This is a genomic window from Treponema maltophilum ATCC 51939 (assembly GCF_000413055.1).
GTDB classification, from domain to species: domain Bacteria; phylum Spirochaetota; class Spirochaetia; order Treponematales; family Treponemataceae; genus Treponema_C; species Treponema_C maltophilum.
Genome location: NZ_KE332518.1, coordinates 1,711,628 through 1,731,812, shown reverse-complemented (window position 1 = coordinate 1,731,812; position 20,185 = coordinate 1,711,628). Strand labels below are relative to the sequence as shown.

The following is a 20,185-nucleotide window of genomic DNA, read 5'->3' as shown; positions in this document are numbered from 1 at the left end:
GTGGACAGGCCGATTTTGCCCGAAGGCGCCGATTGCATCGCCGTTTTGGGACCTACCGCAGTCGGAAAAACTCCGCTTGCCGTCCGCCTTGCCGAGCATTTAAACGGGGAAATCCTTTCGGCCGATTCAAGGCAAGTGTACAAGGGCTTGGACATCGGTTCCGGAAAAGATTTGGACGAGTACACGGTGCCCTATCATCTTATAGATATAACCGATCTTTCGCATGAATATTCCGTTTTCGATTATCAAAAAGATTTTTTCCCCGCCTTTACCGATACGCTTTCGCGCGCAAAAATTCCGGTCATTGCCGGCGGTACGGGGCTTTATTTGGATTCGGTTGTGCGCTCTTATGCGATGCGCCGCGTTCCCGAAAATCCGGCCCTGCGCGAAAAACTTGCCGCTCTTTCCATGGACGATTTGACCGCGCTCCTTTATAAACTGAAGGCTGCTGCGGGAAGCAAGGTTCACAACAGCACCGACACCCTTAACCGACCCCGCCTTGTGCGCGCCGTGGAAATCGAAACCTATAACGCGGAGCAAACTGCTTTGCGACAAGTTCCGCAGCCTGGACCGCAGCGGGCAATACATCCCTTTGTCGTCGGTACGACCTTTCCGCGCGATATGCTGCGTTCCCGCATACGCAAGCGCTTAAAAAGCCGGCTTGAAAACGGCATGATAGAAGAAACCGAAGCGCTTCACCGTTGCGCTCCCGGCTTGAGCGAGGGCGCAAGTTGGGAACGCTTGGAGCGCTTGGGCTTGGAATACCGCTTTGTATCGCAGTACCTCCGCGGCCTTATAGCTTCCCGTGAAGAATTGGAAACGAAACTCGGCATTGCGATCGGACAGTTCGCCAAACGGCAGGAAACATGGTTCCGCGGTATGGAAAAAAAAGGCGTGCCCATTCATTGGCTCGAGCACGACGGAAGCGAAAAAGATTGTTCCGTCGAACGCCGCTTTGAGCAAATCGTCCGGCTGCTGCAAACCGGTTCCGGCGGCGCACTTTAGCCGATACGTTCGGGAAATGACGGGAAGAGAGTGAAAGACGTTATCGCCTTATACAACAAAAAGCGCTCCGTATTCGCATCCGGTGCGGCACCGTGTGTCCCGTGTGCGCCCGCACAGGATACGGCCGCGCCTGCGCAAAAAATGCGCCCCGTTGCGATCGTCATTCCCGCGTGTGCCGAATATCCCGATATACTCGACACCTTTGACAGCATAGAACGCTCTATTGAGTGCGCGCGCGGCGAATCGGACGGAACTCGCAGCGGTGCGGCCAATGGCGGCTGCACTGTCATCTGCGTTGTAAACAACCGCACAAACGCAAGCGATGAAATAAAAGAAAACAACCGTACACTTATAAAAGCCGCAGTCGAACGCGGTATTACCGTGCTCGATGCCTGTTCGAAGGGGTACGAACTGTCCGAAAAAGAAGGCGTCGGTACGGCCCGGCGCATCGGCATGGATTATGCGCTTAAAAACGGGGCCGACGTGATTGCCTGCATGGATGCGGACACGCTCGTAAGTTCCGAATACATTTGCGCTTTGCATGATTTTCGTTTACAGTGTGCCGATGCGCTGCTTTGCGGAAAGTTGCCGCCTGCAGGAGCGATAACCGGTTTTACGCACCAAAAGGCTCCCGATTCGGATATTCAAAAGGCGATAGATTCGTATGAGTTTTTTATAAAAGAACACGGCGCGCGTTTATTCAAAACAAAAACGCCGTTTTATCCGTACGCTTTGGGTCCGTCGATTGTGTGCTCGGCGTGGGGCTATGCGGCTTCGGGCGGCATGCCGAAACTTCTTTCCGGCGAAGACTTTTATTTTTTGCAATCTCTTATAAAACTGAATATTCAGCACGCTGCAACGGCAGGTCAAAGTACTGCAACGGCGGCAGGACAAAACGATGCGCCGCCTTTTGTGTTTCCCGAACTTACCTGCACCGTGCATCCGCAAGCGCGCCTTTCGCAGCGCACGCTTTTCGGCACGGGACAAAAACTCGGCGCACTTGTCGAAGTACGTGCCCTTGTCGAAGCAAATGTCCTTGTCGGAGGCTCGGGAAAAGGCTTAAGCGCGCATACAGGGGGACAGGCGGCAGGGCAATCGGCCGACCCGACGGCTGAGCAGGTGGCCCCGCCGACGGCAAAAGGTGCGCTGCTGTATCCCGATTTTGTATATGAAAGGATTAAAGATTTTATCGGCCTGTTTTATGCGTCGGCGGATACAGCGGATAGGAGCAAAGCTTTTTTATCCGAGTGTAGGTCCGCGTTGCCCGATGTGTACGATTTTTTGGAGCGGGAACGCTTTCCCGCCGTGTGGGAAAAGATGTGCCTGCAAAACCGCAAAAACCGAATCGGGCTTGAGCGTGCCTTTCATATTTGGTTCGACGGCCTGAAGATTTTGCGGCTCATTCACTTTTTGATGCGTGCGTAATTTATGCGCTGACGACCGCGGCTTGCGGAATTTCAATTTCGGTTAAATAACCGGTTCTGATGCAGCTGTCGAAAAGTACTTTGCTTATAAAATCGGTTACGATCTCTTCGTACCCGTCTTTATCGCGGACTATGCGGATGACAAAGCCGTCGTCAAGTTCTTTTTCAACGGTTAAATAATCGTTCGAATTGTGACTTTTTAATGCGTAAGACTTTTTCATACTTCCTCCCGATATTACATTACACTTTTATTTTCGGATTTTGCGGCGCGGATGTTAGCCTTTTTTCGGTTATTTGTGATATATTCATAGTATGATTTTTGCCGATGCTCACCTTCACATTACGGATTTGGCTTTTTGGCGGCCGCTCTCGGACGGACAGGATATTTCTCCCGTATGTTCGTGCGCCCATTCGGAAGATGAATGGAATCGGCTTTTGCGCGTCGCCGAAAACTACCCCGGCCTTGTTTTGCGATCGGCCGGCGTTCATCCCCAAAATCCCGATAAAAAGCATATGGCCTTTGTACTCGGCGCGCTTGAAAAAAACGAAGCCGATGCGATAGGGGAGACGGGCTTCGATCTTTACAGCGACGAGTTTTCTTCGCGCGTGAAAGAGCAGGAAGAAGTATGGGCTTTGCAGCTTGAAGCGGCACAACGGTATGAAAAACCGATGGTGATTCATTGCAGGCGCGCGCTCGACAGGATTTTCCGCGATGCGAAAAAATTGGCAAAGTTAAAATCGGTGGTATTTCATTCGTTTGCGGGCTCCGACACCGAAGCGCTTTCTTTAATTAAGCGCGGCGTGAACGCGCATTTTTCGTTCGGCAAGCCGCTTTTAAACGGGAACAAGCGCGCCCTGCGCTGTGCGGCACACCTTCCTTTCGACTTGCTTCTTGCCGAAACGGATGCGCCGTGGCAAACTTTAAAAGGCGAAACGGCCACCGACCCTGCGGACATAAAAAAAGTGTATGAAAAAATCGCGTCTTTGCGCGGCGAAAATCCCGCAGCGGTATGCGAACGGCTGTATAAAAATTTTAAAAACGCGTACGGATTAGTTTAAATTCCTTTTCGGTAGAATCGTAGACAGACAGCAATTCTTCGATATGTTCCCGTACATTACCCTGCGTTTTGCCGCGCAAAAGATTTTCGGTTTTTTGTGCCGTTTCAAAAAGCGCGTGAGCGCCCAAAGAACCGGCCGCTCCTTTTACGCGGTGAACGTAGGCTGCGGCTTCCGACAAATCTTCCTTTTGACACAACTTTTCGAGCACCGCCTTGTCGAGCTGCATTTCCGAAAACCAGCAGTCGAGCAAATCCTTGTACAAACTTGCGTCGTTGTCCAAATCACGAATTGCCTGTTTGTAATCGACCAAAACGAATTCATCCGTCATCGGAACACCTTCCTTGATAAAATATTCTAGTATATATTCGTTTTTTTTGCTATACTCGCCTGTATGAAAACGAAGCTGATTGTTTTAAACTACACGGTGCATGCGCTGTGCGCCGTTTTCGCTCTTTTACAATTTTCTGTTGCCGCCGATATTTCCGCAGCGGCTTTTATTTTGTGTGCGACCTTTATCGCCTTTTTAACGATTACATCCTCCGCCGTGTTCACGCTCAAAAAAGTAAAAAATTATCCGATTGTATATAAATTGTATCAATACGTTCCCTTTGTGCTTTTGGCGGGCTTTATTATGCGCCGTGCGGGCGGCACGGCTTTGCCGTATGTGCAGGATGTGATTTCCGTCCTTTTGTGGCTTGCCGCTTCGATTGTATCCGTAACGATGTTGTATCATTTGAATTCCAAGCGCGTGTTTGTTCAAAATCCGGATTTTGCTCGAGCCGCAGCGGAGGCCGGTTTGATTTCCGCGAAAAACGAACTGCTGCCGAAAAAAAGGCGCGGGGGCGCGAAATTCATTTTTGAGGCGCTCGATTGGATTGACGCAATCGTGCAGGCCGTGTGCACGGTCGTTTTAATCAATATTTTTATTTTTCAACTTTACGTTATTCCGTCGGAATCCATGGTGCCCGAATTTTTAATAGGCGACCGGGTCATCGGCTTTAAAACCGCGTCCGGCCCGAAGTTTCCCGTGTCGGATGTCGGACTTCCGGTTTTGCGTTCGTACAAGCGCGGCGATATCGTCATTTTCCGCAATCCGCGCTATCCGCAGGACAATAAGTCGGAAGTCAAAACCTTTATTTCGCAGATGGTGCTTATGTTTACGTTTACAAAGGTGAATTTAAACGTCGACGAATCGGGCGAAATAAAAGCCGACCCGCTCGTAAAGCGCGTTACGGGGCTTCCGGGAGAACAGCTCGTTATGCAGGACGGCGTACTGTACAGCCGCACCGCGGCGCAGGCCGAATTCCGTCCGGTGGAAGAAGATGCGCGCCGGGCTGAATGGAACCTTGCTTCGCTTCCTGCCGGAACGCAAAAGAAAATCCGCTACATTCCTTTCAGCGCCGAAGAATACGAGCGCATGACCGCGATTGAACAAGAACGGCGGGACATGAACTATGAATCCGTTATTGAAGAAGCGCGCTCGCTGAGCCGCCGTTTTGCCGCCGAGAAAAAAAGCCTGTCTTCTCTTTCGCCTGCCGGAACGGGCGTTCCCGACCTTGTGAGCGAAAACATGATGGAAGTGCTTTCGTTTTTCAGGCAAAGCGACACGCTCATCCGAAAGCTTTTGCTTTCCGACGGCGGCGAACTGTGGTTCGATTCGTTTATGACCGACTGGGCAAACGGTTTCGATTTTGCTTCGGGCGGCACTTCCGGCGCCCGATCCGATATGTATACCGAAGCGATGTTCCGCCAAAACCTCGCGTTAAAACTGGCTTTCGGCCGCATCGCCGTGCGCACCGCCGATTTGATGAACAAGGGCGTGAGCGCCGCACAGCAGGCGAGCGATCCGGAGCGGTTGCAGTATTTAATGCATGCGCAGGATTTGGTTGTGTATATTTCGTATATCAACGATAAACGCAATATGTGCGTGTTCCCGCCGAATAAAGAAGACGGAACGGCTTCGTTTATTCCCGAAAATAATTTTTTTATGATGGGCGATAACCGCTTTAATTCGCTGGATATGCGGCATTCGCTGCAAAAAAAGCGTACGCCGATTACCGCGTTCGATGCGCGGACTTTATATTACGATTCGGATTTGGAGCCGCAATACGTTCCGCGAAAAAATATTTTGGGAACTCCCGTTTTGCGCTTTTTCCCGCTCAGCCGTTTCGGTGTACCGGGAAAGTAAAGAAAATACAATCGTATTAACACTGGTTCGGGTACCGTAAAAAAAATGCCCGGAATCTTTCGAGCCCGGGCGCACATTTTTAGCTGAGTCTCTTTTTATATTTTTCTGTACGCAAACCACCAGTCGAAGGCGTTTGCCATGCCGCGACGTTCGGCTGCAGTCGTTTCATCCGAAGCGGGCGGGATAATTACCTGATCCTGAATCAGCTCGTTGTTGGGCCAGTTTGCGGGGCAGGCAACTCCGTGCTCGTCGCTCGTTTGCAGCGCTTTAACCGAACGCAAAATTTCGTCCATATTGCGGCCGATTTCTTGCGGATAATAAATAACCAAACGAAGCACGCCGTTCGGATCGATAACAAATACGGCGCGTACGGTGTTCGTTCCTTTTCCGGGGTGAATCATTCCCAGCTTTTCGGCGACCTTTCCCATGTCGTCGGCGATAACGGGAAATTCGATTTTTGTGTGCAGCTTGTCGTTCATAAATTCGGTCCACTTAATGTGGGACTGAACCTGATCGATGGATAAGCCCAAAAGCTCGCAGTTTATCGCTCTGAAATCATCGTAGTGTTTTTGAAACGATACGAATTCGGTGGTACACACGGGCGTAAAATCCGCCGGGTGCGAAAAAAGCACGAGCCATCTTCCCTTGTAATCTTCGGGTACATGTTTTACCCCGTGCGTTGTTTTTACGATCAGCGAGGGAAGCTTATCTCCCAATAAAGGCATTCCGTTTTCCATAACATTTGACTCCTTAAAAATAGTTTGTAATAACTATATTAAAATTGTAATTAATACAAAAATAATAATATAATAAATTTTATACTATGTCAATATTTTATATGAATTTTTATAAAAATTTTTTCGAAAGACTCTTTGGTATAATGCGCAATGTGTCCCGCCGGATTACGAATACGGAATATAAGCCGTCGGTGGTTAAGTCCGGTCGTATGCTAAATCAAGGAAACAGGGATTGTCTTATCCGTGCTTATTTCCGCTGTAACCGCCGCTTCCCACCTGTTGCCTTTGCGTTCAAAAATCGTGATGTTATCGACCGGAAAATCTTCGACAAGGTTCAGCTCGTTCATAACCTGAAGCGCCTTTGTCATTACGCCTGCGGGAATATCCCGATTTGAAACGGTGACGTGAGGACGGAAAGGTCTTCGGTCTTTTTTAGTACAGCCGGGACAGGTGTTCAAAATCGCTTTTACCGTTTTATCACGGAGTTTTGTCCACGTATCGCCGGCAACTACGTTTGCAAAAAGAGTCCGGTCACCGAAAGCATCAAAATTATCGATATGTGCCGTAAAGCCCAAACGCTTAGGCAAGACTTCTTTTTCAATCGCGCTTATTAAATCGGCTGTTGCATATTCTTCCGGCAGTTTGAACGGCGGAACAAGCGTAACATGGATCGGCGTTCCGTGTCCGGACTTACAGCCGTAAACCTCGTTCATATAGCGCCGGCAATCTTCAAGAGTAAGGGTTATATCTTCCGGAAGGAGAACGCCGATAAAATGCGTTTGCTGCAGAATATTGTTTTGTTTCATGCCTGTAATTATAGCACGGATATTGCATCGGCGTCTTGTCCGCCACTTGCGCGTAACGGATAAATCGTCTACGATACAGCCGGAAGGATATTTTCGGAGGTGCGTATGAAAAAAGACGGAAGTAAGGCGCCGCATGTCGTACGCGTGCTGTGCATAAAAATCGGAGCCGCTCTTTTGTGCGCGGCGCTCATCGGCGCGGCTTTGCTGTATACGTACAAACAATACGAAAAGTATAAATTCACCGCTTTATCCGCTTTGATTTCGAGCGAACTTATGTACTGCGCCGAGCTTACGACCGTAAAGGCCGTATACAGCGACGTCGTAACCCTTAAACGGCGCCACGTACTCGGTTTGGCAAAAAGCTACAGCATCGTGCGTTATTCGGGTGTCATACGGGCGGGCATTGCGGATATGGGCGGCGTAACGTTTACGCTCGGCAGCGATCGCACGTCGGTTACCGTACGGCTTCCGAGCGTTCAAATAATCGGGAACGACATCTCTGCCATGGAAGTATTCGACGAGTATAAAAACATCTTTGCGCCGATTTCTTCGCAGGAAGTGTTTACCGAAATTCTTGCCGCAAAAGAAAAAGCCGAGCAGTCTTTTATTGCGCGCGGATTGCTTCAGGATGCGGAACTGCAATCGCTGCTTGTCGTCAGGCGGGTACTGTCGGCTATGGGTTTTAAACACATAGCGGTCGGTTTTGCGGAGTAACGATGTTTTACGCGCACCGAAAAAGCCGCTCAAGAGCGGTTTTTCGAGATGCCTTATGTTGTGTTTTTGTTCGGACTGTGTTATAGTCGGCGCCATGAACATACATAAAAGTATCGCTGCATTGATAGGAAGTACTCCCCTCGTGGAGCTTGTACGTATAAAAGAGCGGTACGGCTTTGCGGCAACCCTTGCCGTAAAGATCGAATTTTTGAATCCCGGCGGCAGCGTTAAAGACAGGGCGGCGCTTTTTATGTTGGAAGAAGCGGAAAAAAACGGAACGCTTGGCGAAGGTTCGGTTTTAATCGAACCTACCAGCGGCAATACCGGAATCGCTTTGGCGGCCCTGTGCGCCCGTAAAGGTTATAAGTTGATTTTAACTATGCCCGAAAACATGAGCCTTGAGCGGCGCATGCTGCTTAAAGCCTACGGGGCGGAACTCGTGTTAACCGACGCAGCGCAGGGAATGGGAGGCGCAATCGCAAAAGCCGAAGAATTGGTGCGTACAGTGCCGTCGGCTTTTATGCCTTCGCAGTTTACCAATCCGGCAAATCCGCGCGCGCACTTTACGACGACCGGGCCCGAAATATGGGACGATACCGACGGAAAAGTCGATATCTTTGTTGCGGGTGTCGGAACGGGCGGCACGCTGAGCGGAACCGGAAAGTACCTTAAATCGAAAAAAGATTCCGTGCGCGTATATGCGGTCGAGCCTGAAAATTCGGCCGTTCTTTCGGGAAAGCCTAGGGGAAAGCACGGCATTCAGGGAATCGGCGCGGGCTTTATTCCCGACAACCTCGACAAAGGCGTTTATACCGGCGTTATTACGGTAAGCGACGAGGATGCAAAAGCGGCCGCCTGCGAGCTTGCACAAACGGAAGGTTTGCTGTGCGGTATTTCTTCCGGAGCCGCTTTGTGCGCGGGAATTAAACTTGCCCGAAAAGAAGAAAATGCGGGGAAACTCATCGTTGCCCTCTTGCCCGACGGCGGCGAGCGCTATTTGTCGGCCGGTTTGTTCGGAGCATAATATGATTTTTCCCGACAGAAATGAGATTGTCCGTATCATAAAGGATCTAAAAACCGTTCTTTTTCCGCACCATTTTACGGAACAAAAATACGGACTTCCGGTTCTTAAAAAAAAGCTGCAAAAACAAATACAAACCGCTTTGAGCGCTGTCCCCGATTTGTGCGCTACGTCCGCCGCCTCCGGAGATTTGTCCGCCTTCGACGATGCGCCCTCTTTCGGCCGTGCGGATAACAAACAATCGGATAAAACGGATGAGCAAAATGCCGAAAAAGCGGCGCGGATAACCGATGCGTTTTTTTCGTCGCTTGATCGTACACGCGAAAAGCTTATGCTCGATGCGCAAGCCGCATTCGACGGAGACCCCGCAGCGTACAGCATAGACGAAGTTATTTTAACGTATCCGGGATTTTACGCCATTTATATATACCGCCTTGCGCACGAACTGTATAAAGCCGGCGTTCCTTATATTCCTCGTTTTATGAGCGAATATGCGCACGGAAAAACCGGCATAGATATAAATCCCGGCGCTCAAATTGGCGAATATTTTTGTATCGATCACGGAACCGGCATTGTTATCGGAGAAACGGCCGTTATAGGCAGGGGCGTAAAGATTTATCAGGGCGTTACGCTCGGCGCTTTATCCACGCGGGGAGGGCGGCAGTTAAAAAACATGCGCCGCCACCCGATAGTCGAAGATAACGTAACCGTGTACGCGGGAGCGACAATTCTCGGCGGTCAAACGCGCATCGGAGAAAATTCGGTTATCGGCGGCAATGCCTTTATAACCGAATCGGTGCCCGCGAACTCGAAAGTGTATATGAGGTAACTTTTGAATAAGCGCGTTTTGCACCGACGTTTCGCGCTGAAGCCTTGCCGATATTCGTGTGCCCGTTTTCAGCCGAAACGCTGAGCCGGGCTTACAACCCATAGGGCTTTCATAACGCCTTTTCCGACGTTCGACAGCGTATGCGGTACCGACGCCGAAAACGAAATACTGTCGCCTTCTTCGAGCGTGTAGGTTTGCGATTCGTATTTAAATCCCGCTTTGCCTTCCAGAATAAAGCCGAATTCGGTACCCAAGTGTCCGTAAGAGCCGCGGTGCGTATGGTCGCCTTCGGGAATGGTGATAACGTATGATTCTATCGAATGTATGCCGTCGGATTCGGAAGGCTTTGCAAGTTCTTCGTACCAAACGGTATCTTCTTCTATTTTGCGCCGCTGATCGCCGCGGATGATTTTTACCGGACGGCTGCGCCTGAATTCGTCAAACAGAAATTCGACGTTTATATCCAACACGTCGGCAAGGGTTAAAAGCGTATCGATTGCGGGCGACACCTTATTGCGTTCTATTTGCGACACAAGGCTTTCGCTCACGCCCGCACGCGAAGCGACGACTTTTAAAGTGTAGCCCTTGCGCTCGCGTACTTGGCGCAGTTTTTCGCCGAAGTGATAGGGTCTTTTCTTTTGCGTTTCGTTTTTTTTCAAAGTACGGCTCCCGGAGTTAACCTTGTTCCTTTTGGGTTTCCAATATAAAGCGCATGTAATGGTCTTCGAGCGTGTAGTGCGGGCCGGGCAAATTGAGCCGTAAACGCGCCCGCGCGTTGTCGCGCCGCACCGAATACAAAAGGTAAAAATCGCGCGGCTCAAACACGTCGGTTTTCGGCTTAAAAGCGTCGGCCGGCCTTCCCAAAATATGAGCCGCTTCTTTGCTGTCTATGGCACTCACTTTTTTATCGTAAATGTTTTGCTTTACCTTTTGAATCTCTTCCCATGAAATGCCGAATAAAAATTCTTCCATCGCCATGGCGGCGTCTTCGTTTCCCATGCGCGAAGAAATAAAGCGGCACCACTGGTCGTCCATTGCCATCGACAAAATCAAAAGTTCGCTTGTGCCAACCATCGTGCCGAACGCGGGGGCAAGATTGCGCCGCGCATTCCATACGGCGTCCAAAACGGGCGCCATTTCGATTACCTTTTCGTCGCTGCGGTGTTCCCACAGCATAATCAGTTCGTAAGCTATTTTTTCCCGTATGCTTATGGCGATGGTTTCGTTGTCGAGCAGGCTCAAATACACGTCTTCGGCCATTATCGTAAACAGGATGCCCAAGCACGCCCTTCGGAGTCTTTTCAGCAGGGCGTCGGGAAAATTCGAGGATGTTGCGATTTTTTCCATGGCGGCAAAGGTATGAAATTTGGCAACCGAAAATCCCTTACCCAAAATAGCCTTCGACGGCAAATGAAGCGTGCGGTCGCCTTCACGCCGTATAAGCAGGGCTTCAACCAGCGTATTCATGCTGCGCACGGCCGAACCTTGTTCCTGCGTTTGTTTTAAAGACGGAAAGTGGGCAATGTTTAAAGTGAGCTTTTCGAGGTCGGCCAGGCGGTCGGCCAATACGGCCAGCGTTTCCGGCGACACCGTTCTCAGCCGTTCGAATACGGAATTGACCAAGTCCTGTTCCGTGTTCGTAAGAACGATGATGTTTGTAGAGTTTTCCTTTTGCGTTCGGGACATTTCGTCTTCGTCGTAAAACTCCTCAAGCGGTACCCGAGTAAATCCGTCTTGTGCGGAGTTGTCTTCATGAGTTGTCACAATTATATATAGTATATCACAAATTTCAAAAAAATCACACCGCAACTGTATAAATAATACATTTTTTTACCGATAATGAAGTATGCTCCGCAATAAAAAAACGTTTTGTCTTTTTTTTCTGTTTTTTTTCGCGTGCCGCGCCGGTTTTCGAAATGACTGCGCAAACGGAGCTTTCGCACAGCCGGTAAACGCCCCGGTCGGAACGGACGGTTCTGCCGGCGAACGTTCCGGCGAAAACCCGGCATTAAAACTGAGCCTTTCCGACCTTCTTTTAAAACCCGATGCCGAGGGCTGGCACTTGTACGTGCGGCACAAAGAAGGACTTTCTTCGGTACTGCTGACCGAAACGACAAAGGATCCCGCCGGAAGGGCCGACAGCTATGCGTACCGCGCCCTTGAATTCAACGACATAAACGGAAACGAAAAGCGGCTTTTAAACGGCGTTTTTTTGGATTCCGAATACGGCCGCTACGGTATAATCGATTCGACGCCGGAAAAAGAAGCGGATTTCGGGAACGCCTTTCATCTTTTTATTCCGAAAAAAATCGTGTACGGCTATCCGTGGAGCCGAAACGGCGAAGTTAGCGTTGAAGAGGGAACCTTTATAAATATCCGTACGTTTGAAAAACCCTATGCCGATTACGGCGGCGCTTACGCGGATAATCCTTTTATGTTCGGCTTTAACGCCGCGCTCACCGACGAATACAGTCCCGCAGCCGCCGAAGCTTTTAAAGACATTGCAAGCGGCATACTGATTTATTCGCACGGCCCCGATACGATTGTAGAAGACGTTATGCGTTCGTTCAAAGAGCTGCCGAAAGATCAAAACACCGACGTCGTTTTTGCCGTCGATGCGACCGGCAGCATGTGGGACGATATACAAAAACTGCAAAAAGAATTGATTCCCGCTTTGGCTTCCGAGCTGCACGGGCGGGCCGAAGTGCGGCTGGGGCTTTTATTTTACCGCGATTATACCGACGATTTCCGTTACCGCGGGCTTCCCGTTCAGTTCAACGATTTTACACGGGATGCCGAAGCGTTTTTTTCCAAACTGAATGCGATGCACATTCCGCGGCATTCGCTTATCGGCGGCGATACGCCCGAAGCGGTGTACGAAGCTTTGTACGCGTCGCTGGAATTTTACCGCTGGAGCCCCTTTGCGCACAAGAAAATCATTTTAATAGGAGACGCCGAACCGCATCCTTCGCCGCGGGCCGGCAAGGGTATATCAAAAAAACTGGTCGAAGATACGGCGCGCAAAAAAGAGGTTACAATCGACTGCATTATTATTCCCGACGGTAAAGCCGGCACGCGTTAATCCGCGTCTTCGCACTTTTTCAAGTCGATTTGCGCAAGCTTTTTATACGCCGGCGGCAAAAGCGCGGCGTTTTGCGGATTGTTATAATACGACAGAATTTTTTCCAGCGCGGGCTTTGCTTCTTTATAGTGCCGTCTTTTAATCAAAATGTGGGCAAGCTCGTACTCGGCTTGGACCGTTGAACTTATATTCGAACCGTACAATTCTATTACTTTGTTGTAATAAAATTCGGCCGCTTTATAGTTGCCGTTGTCCAGCGAGTTTTGTCCCAGCTGCAAAAGTTCGGCTTCGCTTATGCCTTCGGCAACCTTCGTCGGAACCGAATAACACGACATAAAGCCGAACGCCGCAAACATCGATATATACAAACAAATAACAAGCGCTGTCTTTTTCATACGCGGTACTTCACAATAAACATCACACATAATTTTACCTCTTAATATTTATATTAACTCAGAGAATAAATGTTGTATATATTCCGACGGACGTTTTAATCGAGTTTTTCGGAAAAAACTTGAAAGTTGTCGAGTTTTCAGAACAGAGGTCTGCTTCTTTTGTATACTTTTTATTCAAGTGTTTTACTTGGTACAAAGAACCATTGAACTCGAAATATCCTCCGATTTTAAATCTTTTTACACAAAACTCAATTTGCGGACGAAGACCGATTCCCTGATAGAAAGTGAATGCTGAAGAGTCATATGTTGAAGCACCGGCATTCATAAATTCTTTTGTTACATTATTCCAATTATAAAAATACCCACATCTTCCAGACATTTTTGTACTATCAAAAGAAAATGTTACTGGAATTCCTAATCCTACTTTACACGTTTTATTACCGGTCATAAAAGAAGGAACGGCACGATACTCTGTAAGAAAAAGGGTAGAACTATCTATGTTTTCAACAATAAAAATTTTTTCTTGTATATAATGAGAGGTAGTAGCATAATCTTTACAGATATCTAATCCTGTTCCACTTTGAAATGAAACTTCATTTGCTATAGACCACCCAATTATAGCTTTTGGCATTTGATAATCTTTGAAAATATCAAATTTTATAAAAACACCTAAACTTGTAATATTTGGTGCAAGTATGTCTTTTTTTAACTTTGTTTTCATATTTGTACTTTTATTAAGTCTTTCTGGTATATTTTCATTTTTCAAATTTTCTTTATAAAAAGAAGACTTAAATCCTCCTCCTATAGACATTCCGATACCGTCTGCAAATGCTGCACTTAAAATAAACAATGTTACAAAAATAATAAAAATCTTTTTCATGTATAAACCTCCAAGTTTTAATTATTTTTTCAAAGATTTTTTATATCTAAGAAGAAACGTGCGTTTTTTACTCGGTAAATATACTACGTTTTATTCGGCTTGTAAATCGCGTAAAATGGTATCCTCGTTTTCTTTTACGGCCTTTAGTCATGCCGAAGCCCTGTCCTCTTATACGGGAAAGAAGAATTTCTCATTCAAAATCCACGTAATTCAGACTCAAAAAGTTCTATCCTTTTGTCTTATGCTATACCAAACTTTTCATGCTGAATCCCTGTTTATGCAATCGGATGCCCTGTACCTTTTTCGGCGTACGGTGTATAGTAGGCGAGGGGGAACATGGTGCGCTTATACTTAAAAAATATTTTCAGTCTTACATCGACATTCGTGCTTATGTATTTATCGTTGTTTTCTCTTGCGCTTACGGTTGCGCGGATTGCCTTTACGCAAAAAAACGTTTTTTTGTTTATGGTATGGAACCTCTTTTTGGCCTTCGTCCCGTGGCTGCTTTCTTCGTTTTTATACTTTCACAAAATCAAAAACAACATCGTGCTTGCCTTAATTATGTTCGTGTGGATGCTTTTTTTCCCGAATGCGCCTTATGTGCTCACCGATTTGCTGCATTTGCGCAAAGACCTTTCGGTTCCCGTGTGGTACGATTTTATCATGCTGTTAAGCTACGCTTTTACCGGTCTTTTGTACGCTTTTGTGAGCTTGAATTTTATTGAAATCAGGCTCAACGAAAAATATAAGCCGGCCGTAATTAAAATACTGGTTTGTCTTATGATATATGTGTCGTGCTTCGGCGTGTACATCGGCCGCTTTTTGCGCTGGAACAGCTGGGACGTGTTTGCAAATCCCGTTTTGCTTTTCGGCGACGTATACGAACGCATAGCCAGTCCCGTCCGGCACTTGTCCGCATGGCTGTTTACCTTTTTGCTCGGCACCCTTTTAAACCTCGTATATGCCGCGTTTAAGCAAACGGGCAGGACGCCGGACAAGCCGTAAGTGCGCGATGTTTTAGGCTGAAGCCTGAAACTTGCGATGAAAAACATACAAGGATGTACGTTTTTCATGACTCTGGACAAAAATCTTTCAGATGTATAAAATAAGGCTTTCATAAAGAGGTTTTTATGTCGGAACTGTGGCCGGCCGGTCCGTATGAGAGCGCGCTTTCGGTGCGCGAAACGGAACACGCCATTGTCATGATTAAGGATTTTTTTCAGCTTGCCTTATCGACTGAATTGAATTTAACCCGCGTTACCGCGCCGCTTTTTGTGCAGTCGGGTACGGGCTTGAACGATGATTTGAACGGCGTGGAAGAACCCGTTTCGTTTACCGCGCCGGGCATGAATAATGCGCGCATGGAAATCGTGCATTCGCTTGCAAAATGGAAGCGCATAAAACTTGCCGATTTGAAGCTGAAAGAAGGTTTCGGCATTTATACCGACATGAACGCAATCCGCGCAAGCGAAGAGCTGGACGCCGTTCATTCGCTGTACGTCGATCAATGGGATTGGGAAACGGTTATCGGCGAAAACGACCGCACGATCTTTTTTTTGCGCGATACGGTTAAAAAAATTTACCGCTGCCTTAAACGGACGGAATTTTATATTTACGACCATTTTCCCGTTATCGCGCCCGTGCTGCCCGAAAAACTTACCTTTGTGTTTTCCGAAGATTTGCAAAAACGCTATCCCGATTTGACGCCGAAAGAGCGCGAAAACGCGGTTTGCCGCGAATACGGCGCCGTTTTTATCGCCGGCATCGGAGCCCCGCTTGCCGACGGCAAACCCCACGACGGGCGCGCCCCCGACTACGACGATTGGATAACCGAAACGGGCGACGGGCACTGCGGCTTAAACGGCGACCTTTTGGTGTGGAACCCCGTTTTGCAAAACGCGCTCGAACTTTCCTCGATGGGAATTCGCGTGTCGCCCGAAACGCTGAACCTTCAGCTTGAGCAGCGCGGTTGTACCGAACGCAAAAAATTATACTTTCATAAACGCCTTTTGGCAGGAGAATTGCCCCTGTGCGCAGGCGGCGGCATCGGGCAATCGCGTCTGTGCATGTATTTTTTGCGCAAAGCTCACATCGGCGAAGTGCAAGTCAGCTCGTGGCCGGACGATATGATAAAAAAATGCAAAAAACGGGGTATTCCGCTTTTGTAGCGGAATACGGCAAAAAAATTTCGTTTGCTGTTGACGATAAGCCCTTACCGTTAGTACCTTAAAAGTATCATTATACAATAGGATTTGTAATGAGCACAAAAGAAACGAAACACAAAGAAAACGAAGAAACCGTAACCGAAAATCCGCAAACGGCCTCTGAAACGCAAAGTGCGGACGCAAACGGACAAACTTCAAAAGAACAAACCGCCGAAGAACGCATCGCCGCTCTCGAAGCGGAAAACGCCGACTTGCAGGATAAATATCTTCGTAAATCGGCCGATTTTGAAAATTACCGCAAGCGCATGGTTAAAGAAAAACAGGAAATCTTCGATTATGCGAATGCCAATCTACTTACCGACTTAATCGGCATACTCGACGATTTTGACCGCGCCCTTGCGGCCGGAGTAGACGCCGAAGGCAAACCGCTTGCCGACCTCAAGCCGGTTGTCGACGGCATCGCCATGATCAACAAGCAAATGCACAGTCTGCTCGAAACGAAGTATGACTTAAGCGTCTACGGCGAAAAGGGCGACCTGTTCGATCACGACAAACACGAAGCGATTGCGACGAACAAGGGACCTGTTGCCGAACCGGTTTGTTCGGAAGTATATTTAAAGGGATATATGTTAAAAGATCGGGTTATCCGCCACGCGAAAGTGATGGTAACGACGCCCGACGGCACGCAAAAAGAATCCGGCGCTTCCTGCGAAAGCGATTCCGCTCAAACGTCCGATTCCGATTCGGCTGCCGAATAATAAATAAAATAAACTAATTTGTAGGAGAAGAAGACTATGGGAAAAATTATCGGTATTGACTTGGGAACGACCAATTCCTGCGTAGCTGTTATGGAAGGCGGCGAGCCTGTCGTTATTCCGAATTCGGAAGGCGGAAGGACAACCCCGTCCATTGTCGGCTTTACATCAAAGGGCGAGCGCATTGTCGGTCAGCCTGCAAAAAACCAAATGATTACGAACCCCGAAAACACGGTATATTCGATAAAGCGCTTTATCGGGCATCGCTACAGCGAATTGTCCGGAGAAGCAAAACTGGTTCCGTATAAGGTTGTCGATCACGGCGAAGACGTCAGGATCGCTATTGAGGGAAAAGAATATTCGCCGCAGGAAATCAGCGCGTTTATTTTGCAAAAAATGAAAAAAACCGCCGAAGACTATTTGGGCGAACCGGTTACCGAAGCGGTAATCACCGTTCCGGCATATTTTAACGATGCGCAGCGCCAAGCGACCAAAGACGCGGGAAAAATCGCGGGTCTCGACGTTAAGCGCATTATCAACGAACCGACCGCCGCTTCTTTAGCCTACGGTTTCAGCAAAGAGCAAAAAAGCGAAAAAATAATCGCCGTTTACGACTTGGGCGGCGGTACTTTCGATATTTCCATCCTTGAATTGGGCGACGGCGTATTCGAAGTAAAATCGACAAACGGCGACACCCACTTGGGCGGCGACGATTTCGACCGCAAAATAATCAACTGGCTCACCGACGAGTTTAAAGCCGACACGGGCATCGATTTGTCGAAAGACCGCATGGCTTTGCAGCGTTTGCGCGAAGCCGCCGAAAAGGCGAAAATCGAGCTTTCGTCGCAGTCGTCGACCGAAATCAATCTGCCCTTTATTACGGCGGACGCATCCGGTCCCAAGCACTTGCAAAAAACGTTGACGCGCGCAAAATTCGAACAAATGACCGAAGATTTGCTTGAGCGCACCAAAGAACCCTGCCGCAAAGCGTTAGCCGATGCGGGAATCGACGCGTCGAAAATCGACGAAGTGCTTTTGGTCGGCGGATCTACCCGTATGCCCAAGGTTATGCAGACGGTAAAAGAGATTTTCGGCAAAGAAGGTTCAAAGGGCGTTAACCCCGACGAAGCCGTTGCCATAGGCGCTGCAATACAGGGCGGTATTTTGGGCGGCGATGTAAAAGACATTTTGCTGCTCGACGTTACGCCGCTGTCGCTCGGTATCGAAACGATGGGCGCCGTCTTTACAAAACTTATTCCGCGCAACACGACGATTCCTACGCGCAAAAGTCAAATCTTTTCGACTGCCGCCGACGGACAAACCGCCGTATCGATCCACGTATTGCAGGGCGAGCGCGAAATGGCCGCTCAAAACCGTACGCTCGGGCGCTTTGACTTGGTAGGAATTCCTCCCGCACCGCGCGGTGTTCCGCAAATTGAAGTAACCTTTGACATCGACGCGAACGGTATTGTGCACGTATCCGCAAAAGATTTGGGTACGGGTAAAGAGCAAAGCGTGCGCATCGAATCTTCGAGCGGTTTGAGCGAAAGCGAAATCGAGCGCATGGTAAAAGAAGCCGAAGCGAATGCCGAAGCGGATAAAAAAGAACGCGAAAAAGTCGATGCGCGCAACGAAGGCGATTCGATGGTGTACGCGACCGAAAAAACGCTTAAAGAATTGGGCGACAAGGTAAACGCCGCCGAAAAGCAAAAGATAGAAGATGCGGTCGCAGCCCTTAAACAAGCGCTTTCGGGCGACAATGTTGAAGATATCAAAGCCAAAACCGAAGCTTTAAAGCAGGCGTCGTATAAGATCGCCGAAGAAGTGTACAAGCAGCAGGCGGCGGCTCAGGGTGCCCAAGGGGCGGCTCAGGGTTCGTCTTCCGGTTCGAGCGATTCTTCAAGCGCGGGTTCAGGCAATAGCAATGGCGGAGCCGCTTCGGGCAAAGCCGACGATGTGGATTACGAAGTGGTAGACGACGACAAATAAATGGCAAAGCGCGATTATTACGAAGTTCTTGGCGTCCAAAAGGGCGCCACGAAAGAGGAAATTAAAAAAGGCTACCGCAAGCTGGCCGTCATGTATCATCCCGATAAAAATCCCGGCAATAAAGAAGCCGAGGATAAGTTTAAGGAAGCTACCGAAGCATACGAAGTGCTTTCGGACGACCAAAAACGTCAGATATATGATCAATACGGCTTTGCGGGGCTTGAAGGCATGGCGGGCGGAAGCGGCGGAAATCAGGGATATTCGCACGCCTTCCATGACTTTGAAGACTTGTTCGGCGGCTTCGGCGATGTGTTCGAAAACCTTTTCGGCGGAGGCGCAAGTTCAAGTCGGCGCAGAAGCGGAGGTCCCGATCACGGGGCCTCTTTGCGTTACGACCTTGAAATCTCGTTTAAAGACGCCGTGTTCGGTACCAAAGCCGAAATATCGTTTCAGCACAACGAGGCATGCGAAAGCTGCCGGGGAACCGGCGGTGCCGAAGGTTCAAAACGCAAAACCTGCCCGTCGTGCGGCGGTGCGGGGCAGATCCGGCGCAGCGCGGGATTTTTCAGCGTGGCGCAAACATGCCCGACCTGTCAGGGCGAGGGAACGGTCGTCGACAACCCCTGCAAGGTTTGCGGCGGTTCCGGCTTGCAAAAAAAACGCAAAAAAATCGTCGTTACGATTCCTCCCGGAGTCGACAACGGCAAGCGCATAACCGTTCCCAACCAAGGAGACGCCGGGCGAAACGGAGGTCCTGCAGGCGATTTGGTGATTATTCTCCATGTAGCGCCTCACCGCTATTTTGAGCGCAACGGACAGGACTTGTACTGCGCGATTCCCGTTTCGATGACGCAGGCCGCCTTGGGTTCGGAAATTACCGTAACGTCTTTGGACGATAAAAAAATCAAAATGCGGATTCCCGCCGGCACACAGCACGGAAAGCTTTTGCGCTTGCGCGGCGAAGGCGTACCCTACGGCACCAGCGGCCGCAACGGCGATATGTACATTAAGGTTTTAATTACCGTACCGACCAAACTTTCGGTAAAAGCAAAACAGCTTTTGGAAGAAGTGGCCGCCATACAAGGCGAAGACGCCAACCCCAAACCTGTCGCCATCTCCGATTTGGGGAATTAAAG

At 49.0% G+C, this 20,185-nt stretch carries 21 protein-coding genes; 13 read left to right on the top strand and 8 right to left on the bottom strand.

The features are described 5' to 3' along the window. A complete protein-coding gene (gene miaA, locus HMPREF9194_RS07920; protein WP_016525849.1) occupies positions 1 to 1,005 on the top strand; it encodes a tRNA (adenosine(37)-N6)-dimethylallyltransferase MiaA in 1,005 nt (334 codons plus the stop codon). Between the two features lie 30 nt (positions 1,006 to 1,035). Further along, positions 1,036 to 2,430 carry a glycosyltransferase gene (locus HMPREF9194_RS07915; RefSeq protein ID WP_016525848.1) on the top strand — a complete coding sequence of 465 codons (1,395 nt, stop codon included), beginning with the start codon at positions 1,036 to 1,038 and terminating at the stop codon, positions 2,428 to 2,430. A 1-nt stretch (position 2,431) separates the two neighbouring features. Here HMPREF9194_RS07915 and HMPREF9194_RS07910 read toward each other — a convergent pair whose 3' ends face one another. Next, positions 2,432 to 2,650 carry a hypothetical protein gene (locus HMPREF9194_RS07910; RefSeq protein ID WP_016525847.1) on the bottom strand — a complete coding sequence of 73 codons (219 nt, stop codon included), beginning with the start codon at positions 2,648 to 2,650 and terminating at the stop codon, positions 2,432 to 2,434. 91 nt (positions 2,651 to 2,741) lie between these two features. On the opposite strand from HMPREF9194_RS07910, the gene HMPREF9194_RS07905 reads away from it, so the two are divergent. Then, a complete protein-coding gene (locus HMPREF9194_RS07905) occupies positions 2,742 to 3,488 on the top strand; it encodes a TatD family hydrolase (protein WP_016525846.1) in 747 nt (248 codons plus the stop codon). Here HMPREF9194_RS07905 and HMPREF9194_RS07900 read toward each other — a convergent pair. Beyond that, positions 3,463 to 3,816, bottom strand: a complete 354-nt coding sequence (locus HMPREF9194_RS07900) for an Hpt domain-containing protein (RefSeq protein WP_016525845.1) — start codon at positions 3,814 to 3,816, stop codon at positions 3,463 to 3,465. The two genes, HMPREF9194_RS07905 and HMPREF9194_RS07900, sit on opposite strands and share 26 nt — an antisense overlap. A 63-nt stretch (positions 3,817 to 3,879) precedes the next feature. Here HMPREF9194_RS07900 and lepB point away from each other — a divergent pair, with 63 nt between their 5' ends. Beyond that, complete coding sequence (gene lepB, locus HMPREF9194_RS07895; protein WP_016525844.1) at positions 3,880 to 5,676, top strand: signal peptidase I; 1,797 nt, start codon at positions 3,880 to 3,882, stop codon at positions 5,674 to 5,676. Positions 5,677 to 5,771: 95 nt separating this feature from the next. Here lepB and HMPREF9194_RS07890 read toward each other — a convergent pair whose 3' ends face one another. Together HMPREF9194_RS07890 and HMPREF9194_RS07885 are read right to left on the bottom strand one after the other, a co-directional pair. After that, a complete protein-coding gene (locus tag HMPREF9194_RS07890; protein ID WP_016525843.1) occupies positions 5,772 to 6,413 on the bottom strand; it encodes a peroxiredoxin in 642 nt (213 codons plus the stop codon). A gap of 212 nt (positions 6,414 to 6,625) precedes the next feature. After that, positions 6,626 to 7,219, bottom strand: coding sequence for a 2'-5' RNA ligase family protein (locus HMPREF9194_RS07885; RefSeq protein ID WP_016525842.1), 594 nt, complete (start codon positions 7,217 to 7,219; stop codon positions 6,626 to 6,628). A 105-nt stretch (positions 7,220 to 7,324) separates the two neighbouring features. Here HMPREF9194_RS07885 and HMPREF9194_RS07880 point away from each other — a divergent pair, with 105 nt between their 5' ends. The 3 genes from HMPREF9194_RS07880 (at position 7,325) to HMPREF9194_RS07870 (ending at position 9,783) form a co-directional block, all read left to right on the top strand. After that, the gene (locus tag HMPREF9194_RS07880) at positions 7,325 to 7,933 is read left to right on the top strand and encodes a DUF4230 domain-containing protein (protein ID WP_016525841.1); all 609 of its coding nucleotides are present in this window, start codon (positions 7,325 to 7,327) and stop codon (positions 7,931 to 7,933) included. 94 nt (positions 7,934 to 8,027) lie between these two features. Continuing rightward, on the top strand, positions 8,028 to 8,957 hold the full coding sequence (gene cysK, locus HMPREF9194_RS07875; RefSeq protein ID WP_040846821.1) for a cysteine synthase A: 930 nt from the start codon (positions 8,028 to 8,030) through the stop codon (positions 8,955 to 8,957). Between the two features lies 1 nt (position 8,958). Next, positions 8,959 to 9,783, top strand: a complete 825-nt coding sequence (locus HMPREF9194_RS07870) for a serine O-acetyltransferase (protein WP_016525839.1) — start codon at positions 8,959 to 8,961, stop codon at positions 9,781 to 9,783. A 68-nt stretch (positions 9,784 to 9,851) separates the two neighbouring features. Here HMPREF9194_RS07870 and HMPREF9194_RS07865 read toward each other — a convergent pair whose 3' ends face one another. Then, positions 9,852 to 10,442, bottom strand: a complete 591-nt coding sequence (locus HMPREF9194_RS07865) for a helix-turn-helix domain-containing protein (RefSeq protein WP_016525838.1) — start codon at positions 10,440 to 10,442, stop codon at positions 9,852 to 9,854. 16 nt (positions 10,443 to 10,458) lie between these two features. Then, positions 10,459 to 11,547 carry a hypothetical protein gene (locus tag HMPREF9194_RS07860; protein ID WP_016525837.1) on the bottom strand — a complete coding sequence of 363 codons (1,089 nt, stop codon included), beginning with the start codon at positions 11,545 to 11,547 and terminating at the stop codon, positions 10,459 to 10,461. An 82-nt stretch (positions 11,548 to 11,629) separates the two neighbouring features. Here HMPREF9194_RS07860 and HMPREF9194_RS07855 point away from each other — a divergent pair, with 82 nt between their 5' ends. Next, on the top strand, positions 11,630 to 12,865 hold the full coding sequence (locus HMPREF9194_RS07855; RefSeq protein ID WP_016525836.1) for a vWA domain-containing protein: 1,236 nt from the start codon (positions 11,630 to 11,632) through the stop codon (positions 12,863 to 12,865). On the opposite strand, the gene HMPREF9194_RS07850 is transcribed toward HMPREF9194_RS07855, so the two are convergent. Together HMPREF9194_RS07850 and HMPREF9194_RS07845 are read right to left on the bottom strand one after the other, a co-directional pair. Further along, a complete protein-coding gene (locus tag HMPREF9194_RS07850) occupies positions 12,862 to 13,260 on the bottom strand; it encodes an outer membrane protein assembly factor BamD (RefSeq protein WP_051127868.1) in 399 nt (132 codons plus the stop codon). The two genes, HMPREF9194_RS07855 and HMPREF9194_RS07850, sit on opposite strands and share 4 nt — an antisense overlap. 58 nt (positions 13,261 to 13,318) lie before the next feature. Further along, complete coding sequence (locus HMPREF9194_RS07845) at positions 13,319 to 14,140, bottom strand: hypothetical protein (RefSeq protein WP_016525834.1); 822 nt, start codon at positions 14,138 to 14,140, stop codon at positions 13,319 to 13,321. A 336-nt stretch (positions 14,141 to 14,476) separates the two neighbouring features. Here HMPREF9194_RS07845 and HMPREF9194_RS07840 point away from each other — a divergent pair, with 336 nt between their 5' ends. The 5 genes from HMPREF9194_RS07840 (at position 14,477) to dnaJ (ending at position 20,183) form a co-directional block, all read left to right on the top strand. Continuing rightward, positions 14,477 to 15,145 carry a DUF1361 domain-containing protein gene (locus HMPREF9194_RS07840; RefSeq protein WP_016525833.1) on the top strand — a complete coding sequence of 223 codons (669 nt, stop codon included), beginning with the start codon at positions 14,477 to 14,479 and terminating at the stop codon, positions 15,143 to 15,145. A 125-nt stretch (positions 15,146 to 15,270) separates the two neighbouring features. Further along, positions 15,271 to 16,308, top strand: coding sequence for an aspartate--ammonia ligase (asnA, locus tag HMPREF9194_RS07835; RefSeq protein ID WP_016525832.1), 1,038 nt, complete (start codon positions 15,271 to 15,273; stop codon positions 16,306 to 16,308). Between the two features lie 89 nt (positions 16,309 to 16,397). Next, positions 16,398 to 17,063: a nucleotide exchange factor GrpE gene (locus tag HMPREF9194_RS07830; RefSeq protein WP_016525831.1), complete on the top strand. Its 666-nt coding sequence runs from the start codon at positions 16,398 to 16,400 to the stop codon at positions 17,061 to 17,063. Between the two features lie 36 nt (positions 17,064 to 17,099). Beyond that, positions 17,100 to 19,049: a molecular chaperone DnaK gene (dnaK, locus tag HMPREF9194_RS07825; protein ID WP_016525830.1), complete on the top strand. Its 1,950-nt coding sequence runs from the start codon at positions 17,100 to 17,102 to the stop codon at positions 19,047 to 19,049. Then, positions 19,050 to 20,183 (top strand): molecular chaperone DnaJ, encoded by a 1,134-nt coding sequence (gene dnaJ / locus HMPREF9194_RS07820; RefSeq protein WP_016525829.1) that lies wholly within the window; start codon positions 19,050 to 19,052, stop codon positions 20,181 to 20,183. Positions 20,184 to 20,185 lie beyond the last annotated feature (2 nt).

Excerpts from the sequence above, each read along its gene's own strand:
- HMPREF9194_RS07910 (WP_016525847.1), bottom strand. The coding sequence starts at position 2,650 with ATGAAAAAGTCTTACGCATTAAAAAGTCACAATTCGAACGATTATTTA.
- HMPREF9194_RS07880 (WP_016525841.1), top strand. The coding sequence starts at position 7,325 with ATGAAAAAAGACGGAAGTAAGGCGCCGCATGTCGTACGCGTGCTGTGC.
- dnaK (WP_016525830.1), top strand. The coding sequence starts at position 17,100 with ATGGGAAAAATTATCGGTATTGACTTGGGAACGACCAATTCCTGCGTA.
- HMPREF9194_RS07845 (WP_016525834.1), bottom strand. The coding sequence starts at position 14,140 with ATGAAAAAGATTTTTATTATTTTTGTAACATTGTTTATTTTAAGTGCA.
- HMPREF9194_RS07890 (WP_016525843.1), bottom strand. The coding sequence starts at position 6,413 with ATGGAAAACGGAATGCCTTTATTGGGAGATAAGCTTCCCTCGCTGATC.
- HMPREF9194_RS07870 (WP_016525839.1), top strand. The coding sequence starts at position 8,959 with ATGATTTTTCCCGACAGAAATGAGATTGTCCGTATCATAAAGGATCTA.
- HMPREF9194_RS07830 (WP_016525831.1), top strand. The coding sequence starts at position 16,398 with ATGAGCACAAAAGAAACGAAACACAAAGAAAACGAAGAAACCGTAACC.
- HMPREF9194_RS07850 (WP_051127868.1), bottom strand. The coding sequence starts at position 13,260 with ATGAAAAAGACAGCGCTTGTTATTTGTTTGTATATATCGATGTTTGCG.
- dnaJ (WP_016525829.1), top strand. The coding sequence starts at position 19,050 with ATGGCAAAGCGCGATTATTACGAAGTTCTTGGCGTCCAAAAGGGCGCC.
- HMPREF9194_RS07885 (WP_016525842.1), bottom strand. The coding sequence starts at position 7,219 with ATGAAACAAAACAATATTCTGCAGCAAACGCATTTTATCGGCGTTCTC.
- HMPREF9194_RS07900 (WP_016525845.1), bottom strand. The coding sequence starts at position 3,816 with ATGACGGATGAATTCGTTTTGGTCGATTACAAACAGGCAATTCGTGAT.
- HMPREF9194_RS07840 (WP_016525833.1), top strand. The coding sequence starts at position 14,477 with ATGGTGCGCTTATACTTAAAAAATATTTTCAGTCTTACATCGACATTC.
- asnA (WP_016525832.1), top strand. The coding sequence starts at position 15,271 with ATGTCGGAACTGTGGCCGGCCGGTCCGTATGAGAGCGCGCTTTCGGTG.
- HMPREF9194_RS07855 (WP_016525836.1), top strand. The coding sequence starts at position 11,630 with ATGCTCCGCAATAAAAAAACGTTTTGTCTTTTTTTTCTGTTTTTTTTC.
- cysK (WP_040846821.1), top strand. The coding sequence starts at position 8,028 with ATGAACATACATAAAAGTATCGCTGCATTGATAGGAAGTACTCCCCTC.
- lepB (WP_016525844.1), top strand. The coding sequence starts at position 3,880 with ATGAAAACGAAGCTGATTGTTTTAAACTACACGGTGCATGCGCTGTGC.
- HMPREF9194_RS07905 (WP_016525846.1), top strand. The coding sequence starts at position 2,742 with ATGATTTTTGCCGATGCTCACCTTCACATTACGGATTTGGCTTTTTGG.